Raw genomic sequence first — 14,917 nt, 5'->3', positions numbered from 1 at the left:
GGGATGGGTATGATGATCCTATTTGATCCTTATCTCCCTCCCATGGTCGTGGCTGTTGTGGCGGCTGTGTTGTTGATGATCACGGGCTATGCTGCACTGCGCGGCCTGCGCGGGTGGCCCTATCGTGCCGTTGCGGCGATGGTTGCACTTGTGGCGCTGATGCGCCCAATCTGGCAGGAGGAAACCCGCGCCCCTCTGGCCGATATCGCCCTAGTGGTGGTGGATCAATCGGCATCGCAAGGTTTGGCCGATCGTCCCGCCCAAACCGAAGCCACGCTTGCAGCCCTTGTCGCAGAATTAGAGACAAAAGGGGTCGAGGTTGAACTGCGCTATGTGGCCGATGCTGATGGCAATCAAGGGACGCAGCTTTTGTCTGCCTTAAGCGGGCTTGCTGCGGAATTGCCCCAAGAGCGCATTGCAGGCTCATTTTTGCTGACAGATGGGCAAGTGCATGATCTGGACGCAATGCTCACAGGCGTTGGCCCCGTTCACGCGCTGATCACGGGGCAGGCGGATGATTGGGATCGCGCCCTTCAAATTGAAACTGCCCCCGCCTATGGCATTTTGGGCGAAGATGTAAAAATCGCATTGCGTGTCAGTGATTTCGGCCCCCTCCCTGATGGGGTGGATGCGCGCCAGACCGAGGTGATTTATTCGATTGACGGGAACGAACCTCAACGCGCGATTGTGCCAGTTGGGCAGCCGCTTGAATTAACATTGAACCTCGCCCATGCAGGGCGGAACGTTGTGCGCTTTGAGGTGCCTGTGCAGGCGGGGGAATTAACCCCGCGCAACAATGTCGCTTATGCGCAGGTCAATGGGGTGCGGGATCGTTTGTCGGTGCTGCTTGTCTCAGGCGAGCCACATATGGGCCAACGGACATGGCGCAATTTGTTGAAATCTGACCCTGCGGTGGATTTGGTGCATTTTACCATTCTGCGCCCCCCTGAAAAGCGCGACAATGTTCCTGTGTCAGAATTGTCCTTGATAGCCTTTCCCACACGTGAGCTGTTCATGGATCAAATTGATGATTTCGATTTGATCATCTTTGATCGGTATCAACGGCGCGGGATATTGCCCCTGATCTATCTTGAAAACGTGGCGCGCTATGTCCGCGTTGGCGGCGCGGTTTTGGTGGCGGCAGGCCCTGATTTTGCGGGGGCAGGGTCGCTTTATCGTTCACCTTTGGCCGATATTCTGCCCGCCGAGCCGACCGCGCGCGTGTTTGAAGAACCATATGTGCCGCATCTTTCCCGCCTTGGTGCGCGCCACCCTGTGACGCGGGGCCTTGAGGCGGCGCATTTACCCATTGCAGGATCAGATCAGCCATGGGGGCGGTGGTTCCGGCAAGTTGAGGTTGCCCCAAACGCGGGCGATGTCGTGCTTGAGGGGGTAGGTGATGCGCCGCTTTTGATCTTGGATCGCGTGGGTGAGGGGCGTGTCGCGCTCTTGGCCTCGGATCATGCATGGCTGTGGGATCGGGGATACGAGGGCGGCGGCCCACAATTAGAGCTTTTGCGCCGTCTGGCCCATTGGATGATGAAAGAGCCAGATCTTGAGGAGGAGGCGCTAAGCGCCGAAGCCGATGGTCGCGAGATGCGCATTACCCGTCAAACTATGGGGGCGGGCGTTGCCTCAGTCATTGTGACAGCGCCAGATGGGGAAGACATCACCGTGCCATTGCATGAGACGGCCGAAGGCATGTTTGAAGGCAGCTATCTTGCCCCCGAAGATGGGCTTTACCGCGTAAGTGATCCAAATGCGGCAGATCTGTCAGATATCGTTGTGGGCATTGGCCCTGCCAACCCGCGCGAATTTAGCGAGGTTATAGCGACAGGCGATCTTCTTCGTCCTCACCTTGAGGCAACGGGCGGGGTGGTGTTTTTCCTGCGCGATGCCCTGCCTGATCTGCGTCTTGTGCCCGAAGGGCGCGGTGCAGTAGGACGCGGTTGGATGGGGCTTTATGCCCGTGATGCCTTTGTTACACAGGATATGCGCGCCCGACCGCTTGTTCCTGTTTGGGTGTATCTCATCGCAGGTTTGGCTGCGCTTGCCGCCGCATGGCTGCGCGAAGGGCGCTTTAGAGGGGCTTAAAGACCACCACGATCAAAACGGCGATGGCGCCAAACACGCTGACCTCATTAAAGACCCGTAGGTAAAAATCGCTTTCGCGGAACTCGCCTTTTAGGGCGCGCAGGATTAAGCGACCCGTCCAGGCGTAATGCGCGCCAAGCAGGCTGACGAGGCTCAGTTTTACCCAGACCCAAGGCGCGAAATTCCAAAACCACCCAAGCCATAGCCCAGTGGCAATCGCAATCACACCAAGCCCTAGCGAAAAGCGGTAAATGCGAATCGTCAGATCGCCTGTTGGGCCAAATTCACCAAGCCGCGCATATTCCCGTTTCCAAAAGATAATGGCGCGGGGGACGGCAAAAATACCTGTCATCCAGCCCATGACGCAAAGAATATGTATGACTTTGACCCAATCCATGCTGCCTTGCTGCCTGTTTTGTTAAGTTTCGTCTATGGGCAATTCGGTCGCGCATGGCTTTTGCTTGCGCAATCCTCCAAATTGGTCTAGAAATCTTACCAATACCGCAGGGAGGGCTGATTATGGAAATGCCAAAACCAAACCCCGCCATTTTGGCCAAGCGCACGCGGATCATTTCGCGGTTGCGCGATGTGCTGCCCCATGATGCGGTTATTGATGATCCGCATGAAACGCGGGCCTATGAATGTGACGCTTTGACGGCCTATCGCTGCCCGCCTTTGGCGGCGGTGTTGCCCCAGTCCACGGCTGAAGTCTCTGAGGTGCTGCGCATTTGTCACGAGGAGGGTGTGCCCGTTGTTCCGCGTGGTTCTGGCACTTCGCTTGCGGGCGGGGCCTTGCCTACGGCAGATAGCGTCATTTTGGGGGTGGCGCGCCTGACACAGGTGTTGGAAACCGATTACGACAATCGATTCATCCGTGTGCAGACAGGGCGCACCAATCTCAGCGTGACGGGCGCTGTTGAGGCGAATGATTTTTTCTATGCCCCCGACCCATCAAGCCAATTGGCCTGTGCGATTGCGGGGAATATCGGGATGAATTCTGGCGGTGCGCATTGTTTAAAATATGGGGTGACGACCAACAACTTATTGGGCGTCACGATGGTGATGATGGATGGCACAGTCGTTGAGATTGGTGGCGCGCATTTGGATGCGGGCGGCCTTGATCTATTGGGCGTGATTTGCGGCAGCGAAGGACAGCTTGGCGTGGTCACGGAGGCCACTTTGCGTATCCTCCGCAAACCTGAAGGTGCGCGCCCCGTATTGATGGGATTTGACAGCAATGAGGTCGCAGGGGAATGCGTCTCTGATATTATCAAGGCGGGCGTTCTGCCTGTGGCAATCGAATTCATGGATCGACCCTGTATCGAGGCGACTGAGGCCTTTGCCAAGGCGGGCTACCCGATGTGCGAGGCTTTGTTGATTGTCGAGGTAGAAGGATCTGAAGCGGAAATCCGCGAACAACTTGATGTGATCCTCGACATTGCCAAGCGCCACAATCCCGTGGAATTGCGCGAGGCAGCAGATGCCGATCAGGCCGCACGCATTTGGTTGGGCCGAAAATCAGCCTTCGGTGCGATGGGCCAGATCAATGATTATATGTGCCTTGATGGCACGATCCCCGTCTCAAGCTTGCCTTACGTTCTGCGCCGCATCGGCGAGATGAGCAAGGAATACGGACTTGGCGTTGCCAATGTCTTTCATGCAGGGGATGGCAATATGCACCCGTTGATCCTGTTTGATGCCAACAAACCAGGCGATCTGGAACTGTGCGAGGCTTTTGGGGCGGATATCCTCAAGCTCTGTGTTGAGGTGGGCGGTTGCCTGACGGGCGAACATGGGGTGGGCATTGAAAAGCGTGATCTGATGCTGACGCAATATAACCCAACAGACCTCGAAGCGCAGCTTTGGGTGAAGGATGTGTTCGACCCCAAATGGCTCTTGAACCCAGCAAAGGTGTTTCCGCTTTCGGTCACTGAAACCCGCCGCGATCACGCTGCCTAAGCGAAATTTCATCTCCTGATCTCATCTTGGGGGCCTACCTTATGAAAGGGACGTTGCGCTATGTTGCAACCGAAATCCGAGGCTGAATTGGCCGATTTTCTCGCCGCAGCAAAACATCCCATGGCGATCCGTGGGGGTGGCACACGCCCGATTGGCCGCGCGGTTGCGGGCGAAGTTTTGTCAACGGCGGCCTTGAAGGGGATCACGCTTTACGAGCCTGGCGCGCTGACCTTGGTCGCGCAAGCTGGCACGCCATTGGCCGAAATTGAGGCAGTGCTTCATGCCGAGAACCAACGCCTGCCCTTCGAGCCGATGGATCATCGCGCGCTATTGGGCACAGACGGAACGCCCACAATCGGTGGGGTGGTTGCTGGCAATGTTTCGGGGCCGCGCCGCATTCAAGCGGGCGCCGCGCGTGACGGCTTGATTGGCGTGCGTTTTGTTGATGGGGCGGGAACCGTCATCAAGAATGGCGGTCGCGTGATGAAAAACGTCACGGGCTATGACCTCGTGAAACTGATTGCAGGCAGTTACGGCACGCTTGGGGTTCTTTCCGAAGTCTCCTTCAAGCTTCTTCCTGAAGTCGAAACCTGCGCCTGCCTGATCCTTGAGGGGCTGTCGGATCAGTCCGCCGTGGCCGCGCTGTCGCGTGCCCTAGCCTCACCCTATGAGGTGACAGGGGCCGCGCATGCCGCCAATCGTGGTGGCAGGTCACGCACCATGCTGCGTCTTGAAGGCTTTGCCAAAAGCGTGGCCTATCGCACAGATGCCCTACGCGCCGTTCTTGCCGAGTTTGGGGAAGTGGAGATGATATCTGATCCCGATCTGGTGCGCCAGATGTGGAAAGATCAACGCGATGTGACTGCGTATGCGGGGCAAACGGGCGATGTCTGGCGCATCTCGTGCAAACCCAGTGACGGGCCTGCAATCGGCGCGAAAATCAAGGGCGAAGTGATCTATGACTGGGGTGGCGGTCTCATTTGGGCCTTGGTTGGCGAAGGGCATGATCTGCGCAAGACCCTTGGTGCATTTGGTGGCCATGCTACGCTGATCCGTGCGTCTGAGGCCACGCATGCCCGCATCCCGACCTTCCACCCTGAGCCTGCGCCTTTGGCGGCGCTGTCAGATGGGTTGCGCCGCAAATTTGACCCAAAAGGAATATTGAACACAGGGCTGATGGCCACGGCCATGCCCGCCGCATAAGGAAGGGCGTGTTTCGCCATGCAGACGACATTCACCCCAGAACAGCTTGCCGATCCTGCCACCGCGCGCTCGAACGAGATTTTGCGCGCCTGTGTGCATTGCGGATTTTGCACGGCCACTTGCCCAACCTATCAAGTGTTGGGCGATGAATTGGACAGTCCGCGTGGGCGGATTTATCTGATCAAGGAGATGCTTGAATCTGGGCGCCCAGCAGACGCAAAGACCGTCAAACATATTGACCGCTGCTTGTCCTGTTTGGCCTGCATGACCACCTGCCCTTCGGGGGTGCATTACATGCATTTGGTCGACCACGCCCGCGCCCATATTGAGCGCACCTATAAGCGCCCTTTTACGGATCGTGTTCTGCGCTTTGCCTTGGCGAAAATTCTGCCCTATCCGACACGGTTTCGCCTTGCACTTTTGGGGGCGAAGATTGGGCGGCCTTTTGCCTTTTTGATGCCTGATGCGCGGCTCAAGGCGATGTTGAGCATGGTACCTGCGCAAATCCCGCCCGTTAGTCGCAATGATGATGCACAAAGTTTTGCGCCGCATGGCGCGCGCAAAATGCGGGTTGCTTTGATGACGGGATGCGCACAACGGGCGCTGAATACGGATATCAACGATGCCACAATTCGCCTGTTGCGCCGTTTGGGCTGCGAGGTGGTTGTGGCCGAAGGTGCAGGCTGCTGTGGGGCCTTGACCCATCACATGGGCCGCGAGACGGAATCGCGTGCCTTTGCGGCAGCCAATATCAAAGCATGGATGCGCGAGGCGCGCGGCGCAGGATTGGACGCGATTGTGATCAACACGTCTGGCTGTGGAACCACAGTCAAGGATTACGCACATATGTTCCGCAACGATCCTTTGGCGGAAGATGCTGCAACCATATCAGGTCTTGCGATGGATATTTCGGAGCTTCTGCAAAAGCTGGACTTCTCTGACGCCAAAGCCCCCGAAGATTTGAACGTGGCCTATCATGCAGCCTGTTCGCTGCAACATGGCCAAAAGGTGAAAACCGCGCCGAAGGATTTGCTCAGAGCCGCGGGGTTCACGGTGCTGGAACCTGCCGACAGTCACTTATGCTGTGGATCGGCAGGCACATATAACCTTATGCAACCTGAAATCTCGGGCAAGCTTAAGGCGCGCAAAATCCGCACGCTTGAGGCCCTGCAGCCCGATGTGATTGCTGCGGGCAATATCGGCTGCATGATGCAAATTGGGTCAGGCACAGGGCATCCTATAGTGCATACTGTCGAGTTGCTTGATTGGGCCACAGGTGGGCCGAAACCGCCTGCGATGTCGCGCGCACCTCAGGAAATGCCTGTGCCAATCTTGCGCTAAATCCCTGTTTCAGGGGTCTTGAAACCCAAACAGCTGCTTCCAATATCAGAAAGGTCGGTGCCGCCAAGCGGGCCGACCTGAACCCTTGTTGGCGTGTCTCATGATGTAGAGCGCCACGCAAATCTTGGTATCGCTTCTGATGGAGGATGTCCTATGCGAAACTACGACCTAACCCCCCTATACCGCGCCACTGTCGGCTTTGATCGTATGGCTGATTTGTTAGACAGCCTGCTGACGCAAGAAACGGGCGCGAACAGCTACCCCCCTTATAATATCGAAAAAACCGATGAGAATACCTATCGTATCTCAATCGCTGTTGCGGGTTTTTCAGAGGCTGAATTGCGTGTTGAGCAACGCGAGACGGAACTGGTCATCGCGGCCCGCAAAGAAAAAGACGACACCGCCCGCACCTATTTGCATCGTGGCATTGCAACCCGCGCTTTTGAGAAGCGGTTCCAATTGGCCGATCATGTGCGCGTGACCCAAGCAAGCCATGAGAACGGCATGTTGCATGTCGATCTCTTGCGTGAGGTGCCAGAGGCAAAAAAACCGCGTCAGATTGCAATCACATCTGGCAAGGCATCCAAACAAACACCTGCACTTGAAGTGACAGATGTAGAGGTCTGAGACAGACCTTCAGACACCCCTGCGCGCGCGCCCTCCCTCGTGCGCGCAGGCGGTGTTCCGTAGCAGGGGCGTCTGTGAGACTAGAACCACTGCCCTGGTTCCATCAGGCCCAAATCCATCAATTGCTGACTAGACCATTGGAACCGCTTTGAGCGGTGCTAGCGAAAATCCCCGATATCATAGCGAGATCCTGCATTGCTGCGCAGTGCTTTGGCCACGCGAAACGAACATATGGTTGCGGTGATGGAATGGTGCCATTGGCACGCAAAAGTGTTCATTTCCTCGTCACTGAGGCGATGATCTTCGAACATTTGCAGCCCTTCCTTCTCCCGAAAGAACCCGATCCGATCAATGCGCCGCCGTTCTTTGGGAACATGTTCCTCAAAGCGCCAGCGTAAACCGCCAAAAAAATCATGTTGGCGGTCCTTAGCGCGGCCCGTTTCATCACGGCGCGCATCGGCAAAATACCCTGCACTGTCGAGCATGGCATGATCTAGGTTCACGGCATTTGGTGCAATGTTCAGGTCTTGTGCGTAGAGATCAATCACATAGGTCAGCGCGCAGTCGCGGCGTTCTTCCGCGATGAAGGCTGCCATTTCTCCCACAGTGCGATCCTCGCAGAACGGGTAAAAGAAATATTCAGCGTTATAGCAGTAATGCACCCATTCATTTGGCACGAGAGGGATCAGCGCATTCACAAGACTGGCAGCGGCATCTGCGCGGCGGGTTTGCGCGCGAATAATCGAAACAGTGTTTGGGGTGTGCCCCTCTGTCTCGGGTGAGATGTCTAAACCAGCGGGGGCTGCGATGAACACATGGCGAAACCCCAATTGCATCAAATGAGACAGTGTCGAGGCCAATTCAACCCGATCCTCTGCAATCAAAATTGCAAAAGGCCCCTTGCCAAACCCGCCCCGCGGCAGGCGGCGAAATTCGGCCAAAGATGCATAGTCTTTGATCTGCATATGCGGTTTATTCCGACCAATTATGAAATTTTTGTAACCCAACCCCAATTTGCGGGGCTTTGTGGTCTATTTCAATGGGTCACATGCGTTGATGTGCGCCCCCTATTGGGCTAAATGACCCTGTGCTGCGATCTGCGAAAAAGGCCCCGTGCAATGACTGAACCCAAAAAGCTATTTGTGAAAACCTATGGCTGCCAGATGAATGTCTATGACAGCGAGCGTATGGCAGAGGCGCTGTCTGGTCAGGGCTATGAGCAGGTGGGCAGTGCGGCAGAAGCGGATGTGATCCTGCTGAACACGTGCCACATTCGCGAGAAAGCATCGGAAAAGATCTACTCGGAATTGGGCCGCCTGAAACCTTTGCGCGATGAGAACCCCAATCTGAAAATCGGTGTTGCGGGCTGTGTCGCGCAGGCCGAAGGCGAAGAGATTATGCGCCGTCAACCGATTGTGGACTTGGTCGTTGGCCCGCAGACCTATCACCGCCTTCCTGCCATGATGCGCGCGGTTGAGGCAGGGGAAAAGGCCCTTGATACGGATTTCCCCGAAGAAGATAAGTTTCTGCATCTGCCAAAAGATCGCCGTGCCAAGCGCGGGCCTTGTGCGTTTTTAACGGTGCAGGAAGGCTGCGACAAATTCTGTGCGTTTTGCGTTGTGCCCTATACTCGCGGCGCTGAGGTCAGTCGCCCCGTTGCGCGCATTTTGGGGGAGGCGCGCGATCTGGTCGAACGCGGCGTGCGCGAAATCACGCTTTTGGGGCAAAATGTGAATGCCTATCATGGGCAAGATGAGGATGGGCGTGAATGGGGGCTTGCGCGCCTGATCCGTGAATTGGCGAAAATCGAAGATTTGGCGCGTATCCGCTTTACCACATCGCACCCCAATGACATGGAAGATGACTTGATCGCGGCTTTTGGCGATAGTGACAAGCTGATGCCCTATCTTCATTTGCCTGTGCAATCTGGGTCTGATCGTATTCTCAAAGCGATGAACCGCAAACATACCGCGCAGGACTATCTCGACCTGATTGCGCGCATCCGCGACGCGCGCCCTGATTTGTTGCTGTCTGGGGATTTCATCGTGGGCTTCCCCGGCGAGACAGATGAAGATTTTGCGCAAACGATGGATTTGGTGCGCAAAGTGAATTACGGACAGGCTTATTCGTTCAAATATTCCGCGCGTCCCGGCACGCCCGCAGCCGAGCGTGCAGATGTTGCGCCTGAGATTGCAGATGCCCGTTTGCAAGAATTGCAGGCGCTTTTGACCGAACAACAAAGGGCGGCTCAAGACAGCATGGTGGGGCGCGAAATGCCAGTTCTGTTTGAAAAGCATGGGCGCCAAGAGGGGCAATTGATTGGAAAATCGGGCTATTTGCATTCGGTTCATGCTATCGCGCCTGCTGAATTAATTGGTCAAGTGGTAATGGTTCGAATCATTAAGTCTGCCACTAATTCCTTGACAGGCGCGTTGGTATAGTCTGCGGATGTCTGGGGTGGCCTTCGGCGGTTAGGATGCCCCAACAGGAACAATTTCTAACGATTTGTTAAGATTTATTATTAATTTATATCTAAATATTAAAATATTTTTCTTTCTGAAGCGAAATTGCTCGGATATTCTCTCGAATAATCGCGCTGTTAACCATTCTTCCGCGTTTTAGCGGGATGGTCGCAGGGAAAGAATTTTGAGATTGGGCGTGCTTTTGAACAGCTTTATCCAACATGGAATGGCACATTCTGCGCGGTTTTTGGCGATTGGGCTGCTTGCCTTTGTGCCACAATTCGCGGCGGCGCAGAGTGGGGCTATTCCTGGTCGCGTGCAGCCGGGGATCTGGATTGATCCTGACGGCTGTATGCATTGAGTCGCCGATGGCGGTCTTGAGGGCTACATGGAGGGACGTGTGAATCCCCAAACGGGGATGCTTGTCTGTATGCGCGTCAACACCTGCGCAGTGACGAATAGCGATGTTCTTTTCGCGACAGACAGCGCGCATTTGACCGCAAATGGTCGCGCGCAATTGGAACAGTTTTTCCGCTCGGCGGGTGCGTTTGCCTATGTGATTTATGGGCATACTGATGCGCGCGCCTCAGATGAATACAATATCCGCCTCTCGCAGGCCCGTGCCGAATCGGTGGCCAATATGGCGCGCGGTGTTGGGGCGCGCGTGGCGCGTGAAATTGGCTATGGTGAACGCCGACCAATTGCGCCCAATGACAGCGCCTCCAATATGCAGCGCAACCGCCGCGTTGAAATCGTATGTTATAGGTGAAGGGGGCCATGATGCGTCAGCGATATTTGGCGATTGCCCTAATTGGGGCGGCTACTGTTTTGTCGGGCTGTTCAGGTCTAGACCGCCCAATTGTGAGCAATCGTGATCGCGGTTTGGACGCAAAAGACCCTAGCCAGTTACAGGCCGCCATCTATGTCGACCCTGATGGTTGCCACATTTGGATGATTGACGATGGCGCAGAAGGGTATTGGTCGCGCTGCCGTGATCCCGTGTCTGGCTTGCCTGTTTGCACGGCTTTTGCCCCGCCAAATTCAGTTGTTGGTGACTACGCTACAGGTGGGGTTGTGCCTGATACTCGCTCTGCTGGTCTGTTCTAGGCGCAAATATCGGTCATCTGTCGCCTAGATATGTGAAATTTTCGTGCATATCACACTAACTATTGATTTGGCTGCGAGGGCTTGGCACTCTCAACTCAGGAATCTTCTCTAAGCGAAGGAGAGTATGTTGGCATTGTCCACGTTGAGCGCACCCGCCACCCCTAAATCTGGCCCCCCTGCGGATTTGCAGCTGAGCTTTCCTGACAATCGCCTTCTGATCGACCTTTGTGGAGAATTTGATCGAAATCTCACGCAAATTGAAACAACGCTGTCGGTGCAGATCATTCGCCGTGGCAACCAATTGGCCGTGCATGGCGAGGCGCGGGAGCGCGCGGCCGAAGTTTTGGGCAGTCTCTATGCGCGATTAGAGGCGGGAAAATCAGTAGAGGCCGAAGATGTCGAGGGCGCAATCCGTATGCCTGGCTCTGTTGAGGGGACAGGCGTTCGCGCGGGGGACCAGATTGAAATGTTTGGTGCATCCTCGTTGGAAATCGGCACCCGAAAGAAAACGGTCGAGCCTCGCACCGATGCGCAAAAAGCCTATGTTCAAAACTTGCTGAAAAACGAACTGGCCTTTGGGATTGGCCCTGCGGGAACGGGAAAAACCTATTTGGCGGTTGCTGTCGCTGTGAACCGCTTGATCAATGGCCATGTGGATCGTATCATCTTGTCGCGCCCTGCTGTGGAAGCGGGCGAGCGTTTGGGATTCTTGCCTGGGGATATGAAGGACAAGGTCGATCCCTATATGCAGCCCCTTTATGATGCGCTGCACGATTTTCTACCCGGTCGGCAATTGCAGAAATTGATGGAAGAAAAAACCATTGAAATTGCACCTTTGGCGTTTATGCGGGGGCGGACATTGGCCAATGCCTATGTGGTTTTAGACGAAGCCCAAAACGCAACCACAATGCAAATGAAGATGTTCTTGACCCGTCTGGGACGCGGCAGCCGCATGGTTATCACGGGTGATCGCAGTCAGGTTGATTTGCCGCGTGGCGTAAATTCTGGCCTTGCTGAGGCCGAACGCATTTTGGGTGCTGTCTCAGGGATCAGCTTTAACTATTTCACCGCAAAAGATGTGGTGCGTCATCCGATGGTCGCCAAGATTATCGAGGCCTATGACGCCGATGAGGTTAAAGGTTAGGCGCAAGGCGCATGGAAATTGACATTCTGATCGAAACCCCTGCGTGGCAGGCTTGTGACATTGAAGATGTCACTGCGCGCGCGGCGGAAGGTATTTGTGCCGAGCTTAGGCTTGATCCTGCGCGGTTTGCAGTTTCGGTTTTGGCCTGTGGCGATACCAGAATCGCAACCCTAAACAGCGATTTTCGTGGCAAGCCGACACCGACCAATGTGTTGTCTTGGCCCGCAGAAGAGATTGATCTGCCCCGTGGTCAAATGCCCAAATTGCCGACCCCCGCCGCGGATGGCCCACCACATGAATTGGGCGATATTGCAGTCGCCTATGAAACTTGCGCCCGCGAGGCGGAGGAGCAGGGCAAAGATTTTGATGATCATTTGACCCATTTGATGGTTCATTCGATCCTTCATTTGTTGGGATTTGATCATATAAATGATCCCGATGCCACGGTGATGGAAAGTTTAGAGACACGCATCCTTGCCAGACTGGGGGTTGCTGACCCATATTAGGGCGGATGGCACAAGTTTTGTCAGTGTAACCTTGGAAAGGGGCTATGAGCTCAAATCCCGAACCCTCGTCTATCGCGGCGCAAAGCGCGCCCCTTGATGACGAGCCTCTGCCGCAAAGGCAAAGTTTCTTCTCCCGTCTTTTTGGGTCTAGCCCATCAGACCCCGATCATGCAGATCATGCCGAAGGCGAAAGCCTGAGCCACCCCGCAAGCGAGGGTAAATCCTTTGCGCAATTTGGCATGTCCAATCTGCGCCGTTTGCGGGTCGAGGATGTGTCGATCCCGCGTGTCGAGATAACGGCGGTGCCCGCTGATATCAGCCTTGACGATCTCATCGCGGTGTTTCGCGAAAGCGGCAACACGCGCCTACCTGTTTACGATGGCACCCTCGATAGCCCCATCGGCCTCGTCCATTTGAAAGACGTTGCCTTAGGCCATGGCTTTCACAAGTCGGACGGTGATTTCGATTTACGCTCTATGCTGCGGCCCTTGCTTTATGCGCCGCCCTCCATGCCGATTGGGGTGCTTCTGCAAAAAATGCAGACCGAGCGCACCCATATGGCTTTGGTGATTGACGAATATGGCGGTGTCGATGGTTTGGTGACCATCGAAGATTTGATCGAACAGGTTATCGGTGAGATCGAAGATGAGCATGATGTCGAAGAAGACAGCCCATGGAGCCATGAGAAATCAGGCGCTTATCTCGCCCTTGCCCGTGCCCCATTAGACGAGTTTGAAGCCGAGATTGGGATCAAACTGCTGGACGCTGACGAAGATGAGGAAATAGACACCCTTGGTGGTTTGGTGTTCAAACTGACGGGGCGTATTCCCGCGCGCGGGGAAATCGTTCCGCACCCTTCTGGTGCCGAGTTCGAAGTTGTCGATGCCGATGCGCGGCGGATCAAACGGTTGCGTGTGCGATTGCCCAAAGGTGACGCTGCGTGATCATGACACGGCTGCGCGATCCGCGTCTGTTGGCATTTTGCGCAGGTTTAGGCGCGGCTCTGGGCATTGCGCCGTTTAACATACTCATCGCGACCCCGTTGGGATTGGGCGCTTTGATCTATCTCTTGGCCCAATCGCCAACCCCTAAGGCCGCCGCGGTTTTCGCGTTTTGGGGGGGATTGGGCTACTTCATCCTTGCGCTGCATTGGATTGTCGAGCCCTTCATGGTCTATGCAGCGCAAGAGGGGTGGATGGCCCCTTTTGCTATTTTGGCCTTATCAGGTGGGTTGGCTCTGTTTTTCGCACTGCCCGTCTGGGTGACATGCGCTTTGGCCCGTCCCCAAGGCCGTGCGGCCCGCATCATGGCGATTGTTCTGGCGCTGTCATTTGGGGAATATCTGCGCGCCTATATCCTGACGGGGTTTCCTTGGGCAATGTTTGGCCACGCCATGATTGGCACCAATTTGCGGATTTTGGCGGGGGTCATCGGTGCGCATGGGATGGGCCTCCTGTTGCTCAGTGCTGCGGGTCTTTTGGCCCATTTTACAATTAAAGGCGCGTGGCGTTTCGTTGGGGGGCTGTTGGGCGGCATTGTGGCGCTTTGGGTGTTCATGCCAGTCTTTCCCGCGCCACAGGCGGCCCCAGATGCGCCGCTGATCCGCATCATTCAACCCAATGCTGCACAAGACCTCAAATGGCGGCCTGAGATGAAGCCGTTTTTTCAAGATCGGATTCTTGATCTCACCGCTCTGCCCGTCCGTGATGCAGGGGGCGCACGGCCCGATTTGGTGCTTTATCCCGAAACGGTTTTAACTTCGCTCCTGGAGAATACCGAAACCATCCGCCAAGATCTGGCCTCTGCTGCAGGCGGTGGCCTGTTGTTTTTGGGCGCACAACGTCTTGAGGGGGAGGTTGCATATAACTCCCTTGCCTTGGTGGATCAAACGGGCGCAGTTACCGCAACCTATGATAAGCATCATTTGGTGCCTTTCGGGGAATATATGCCCTTGCAATCCCTTGCGCGCGAGATGGGGTTACACGGGCTCGCAAATCGCATGGGTCTAGGTTTCTCACGCGGGTCAGGGCCACAGGTCTTTGACCTCGGCGCAGATCTTGGAACGGTGTTCCCGATGGTCTGTTACGAGGCTATTTTCCCGCATTATATTGCGGATGTGCCGCGCCCTGATTGGATGTTCCATGCCACCAATGATGCGTGGTTTGGTCAGTTTTCAGGCCCGTACCAGCATTTGGCCCTGCTTCAGCTGCGCGCAGCGGAGCAAGGTTTGCCTATTTTGCGCGCCGCCAATACAGGGGTCAGCGCCGTGATAGATGCGCGTGGCGAAATCATGTCTGCTTTGGGAATGGGAGAGATGGGTGTGATTGATGCCACCTTGCCCCCATCCTTACCCCCGACCCTTTATGCGCGGTTTGGGGATGTAGCTTATGGGGTGATGCTTTTGGGGCTCTTGGGCGCATTTTTGCGCAAGCGGCGTGTTGATATGGTTGATCCCACCCGCAGTTGAAGATAAA

General features: G+C 55.5%; 15 protein-coding genes. 13 read left to right on the top strand and 2 right to left on the bottom strand.

Features of this window, described 5'->3' with window-relative positions:
* Positions 1–3: 3 nt before the first annotated feature.
* Positions 4–2,094: a hypothetical protein gene (locus AAC632_RS02040; RefSeq protein ID WP_340298352.1), complete on the top strand. Its 2,091-nt coding sequence runs from the start codon at positions 4–6 to the stop codon at positions 2,092–2,094.
* On the opposite strand, the gene AAC632_RS02035 is transcribed toward AAC632_RS02040, so the two are convergent.
* Positions 2,081–2,491 carry a CopD family protein gene (locus AAC632_RS02035; RefSeq protein ID WP_340259793.1) on the bottom strand — a complete coding sequence of 137 codons (411 nt, stop codon included), beginning with the start codon at positions 2,489–2,491 and terminating at the stop codon, positions 2,081–2,083. The genes AAC632_RS02040 and AAC632_RS02035 overlap by 14 nt on opposite strands.
* 122 nt (positions 2,492–2,613) lie before the next feature.
* On the opposite strand from AAC632_RS02035, the gene AAC632_RS02030 reads away from it, so the two are divergent.
* From AAC632_RS02030 to AAC632_RS02015, 4 genes are all read left to right on the top strand, one after another.
* On the top strand, positions 2,614–4,053 hold the full coding sequence (locus tag AAC632_RS02030) for an FAD-linked oxidase C-terminal domain-containing protein (RefSeq protein WP_340298353.1): 1,440 nt from the start codon (positions 2,614–2,616) through the stop codon (positions 4,051–4,053).
* Positions 4,054–4,116: 63 nt separating this feature from the next.
* Positions 4,117–5,256 (top strand): FAD-binding protein, encoded by a 1,140-nt coding sequence (locus AAC632_RS02025; RefSeq protein ID WP_340298782.1) that lies wholly within the window; start codon positions 4,117–4,119, stop codon positions 5,254–5,256.
* An 18-nt stretch (positions 5,257–5,274) separates the two neighbouring features.
* Positions 5,275–6,597: a glycolate oxidase subunit GlcF gene (gene glcF / locus AAC632_RS02020; RefSeq protein ID WP_340299860.1), complete on the top strand. Its 1,323-nt coding sequence runs from the start codon at positions 5,275–5,277 to the stop codon at positions 6,595–6,597.
* 153 nt (positions 6,598–6,750) lie between these two features.
* Positions 6,751–7,224, top strand: a complete 474-nt coding sequence (locus tag AAC632_RS02015; RefSeq protein WP_340244575.1) for an Hsp20 family protein — start codon at positions 6,751–6,753, stop codon at positions 7,222–7,224.
* Positions 7,225–7,382: 158 nt separating this feature from the next.
* On the opposite strand, the gene AAC632_RS02010 is transcribed toward AAC632_RS02015, so the two are convergent.
* Positions 7,383–8,189, bottom strand: coding sequence for a hypothetical protein (locus AAC632_RS02010; protein ID WP_340298355.1), 807 nt, complete (start codon positions 8,187–8,189; stop codon positions 7,383–7,385).
* A 153-nt stretch (positions 8,190–8,342) separates the two neighbouring features.
* On the opposite strand from AAC632_RS02010, the gene miaB reads away from it, so the two are divergent.
* From miaB to lnt, 8 genes are all read left to right on the top strand, one after another.
* The gene (gene miaB / locus AAC632_RS02005) at positions 8,343–9,665 is read left to right on the top strand and encodes a tRNA (N6-isopentenyl adenosine(37)-C2)-methylthiotransferase MiaB (protein ID WP_340298356.1); all 1,323 of its coding nucleotides are present in this window, start codon (positions 8,343–8,345) and stop codon (positions 9,663–9,665) included.
* A 205-nt stretch (positions 9,666–9,870) separates the two neighbouring features.
* Positions 9,871–10,047, top strand: a complete 177-nt coding sequence (locus AAC632_RS02000; protein ID WP_340298357.1) for a hypothetical protein — start codon at positions 9,871–9,873, stop codon at positions 10,045–10,047.
* Between the two features lie 39 nt (positions 10,048–10,086).
* A complete protein-coding gene (locus tag AAC632_RS01995) occupies positions 10,087–10,455 on the top strand; it encodes an OmpA family protein (protein ID WP_340298358.1) in 369 nt (122 codons plus the stop codon).
* An 8-nt stretch (positions 10,456–10,463) separates the two neighbouring features.
* Positions 10,464–10,793, top strand: a complete 330-nt coding sequence (locus AAC632_RS01990; RefSeq protein ID WP_340298359.1) for a hypothetical protein — start codon at positions 10,464–10,466, stop codon at positions 10,791–10,793.
* A gap of 124 nt (positions 10,794–10,917) precedes the next feature.
* Positions 10,918–11,937: a PhoH family protein gene (locus AAC632_RS01985; RefSeq protein ID WP_340298360.1), complete on the top strand. Its 1,020-nt coding sequence runs from the start codon at positions 10,918–10,920 to the stop codon at positions 11,935–11,937.
* Between the two features lie 11 nt (positions 11,938–11,948).
* Positions 11,949–12,443, top strand: coding sequence for an rRNA maturation RNase YbeY (ybeY, locus tag AAC632_RS01980; RefSeq protein WP_340298361.1), 495 nt, complete (start codon positions 11,949–11,951; stop codon positions 12,441–12,443).
* Positions 12,444–12,487: 44 nt separating this feature from the next.
* The gene (locus tag AAC632_RS01975) at positions 12,488–13,387 is read left to right on the top strand and encodes a hemolysin family protein (RefSeq protein ID WP_340298362.1); all 900 of its coding nucleotides are present in this window, start codon (positions 12,488–12,490) and stop codon (positions 13,385–13,387) included.
* 2 nt (positions 13,388–13,389) lie between these two features.
* A complete protein-coding gene (gene lnt, locus AAC632_RS01970; protein ID WP_340298363.1) occupies positions 13,390–14,910 on the top strand; it encodes an apolipoprotein N-acyltransferase in 1,521 nt (506 codons plus the stop codon).
* Positions 14,911–14,917: the final 7 nt, after the last annotated feature.

It is taken from the genome of Roseobacter sp. HKCC-CH-9351, assembly GCF_037830295.1.
Lineage (GTDB): Bacteria > Pseudomonadota > Alphaproteobacteria > Rhodobacterales > Rhodobacteraceae > M30B80.
The sequence above is the reverse complement of the archived record's forward strand: the minus strand, read 5'-3'. Positions and strand labels throughout refer to the sequence as shown.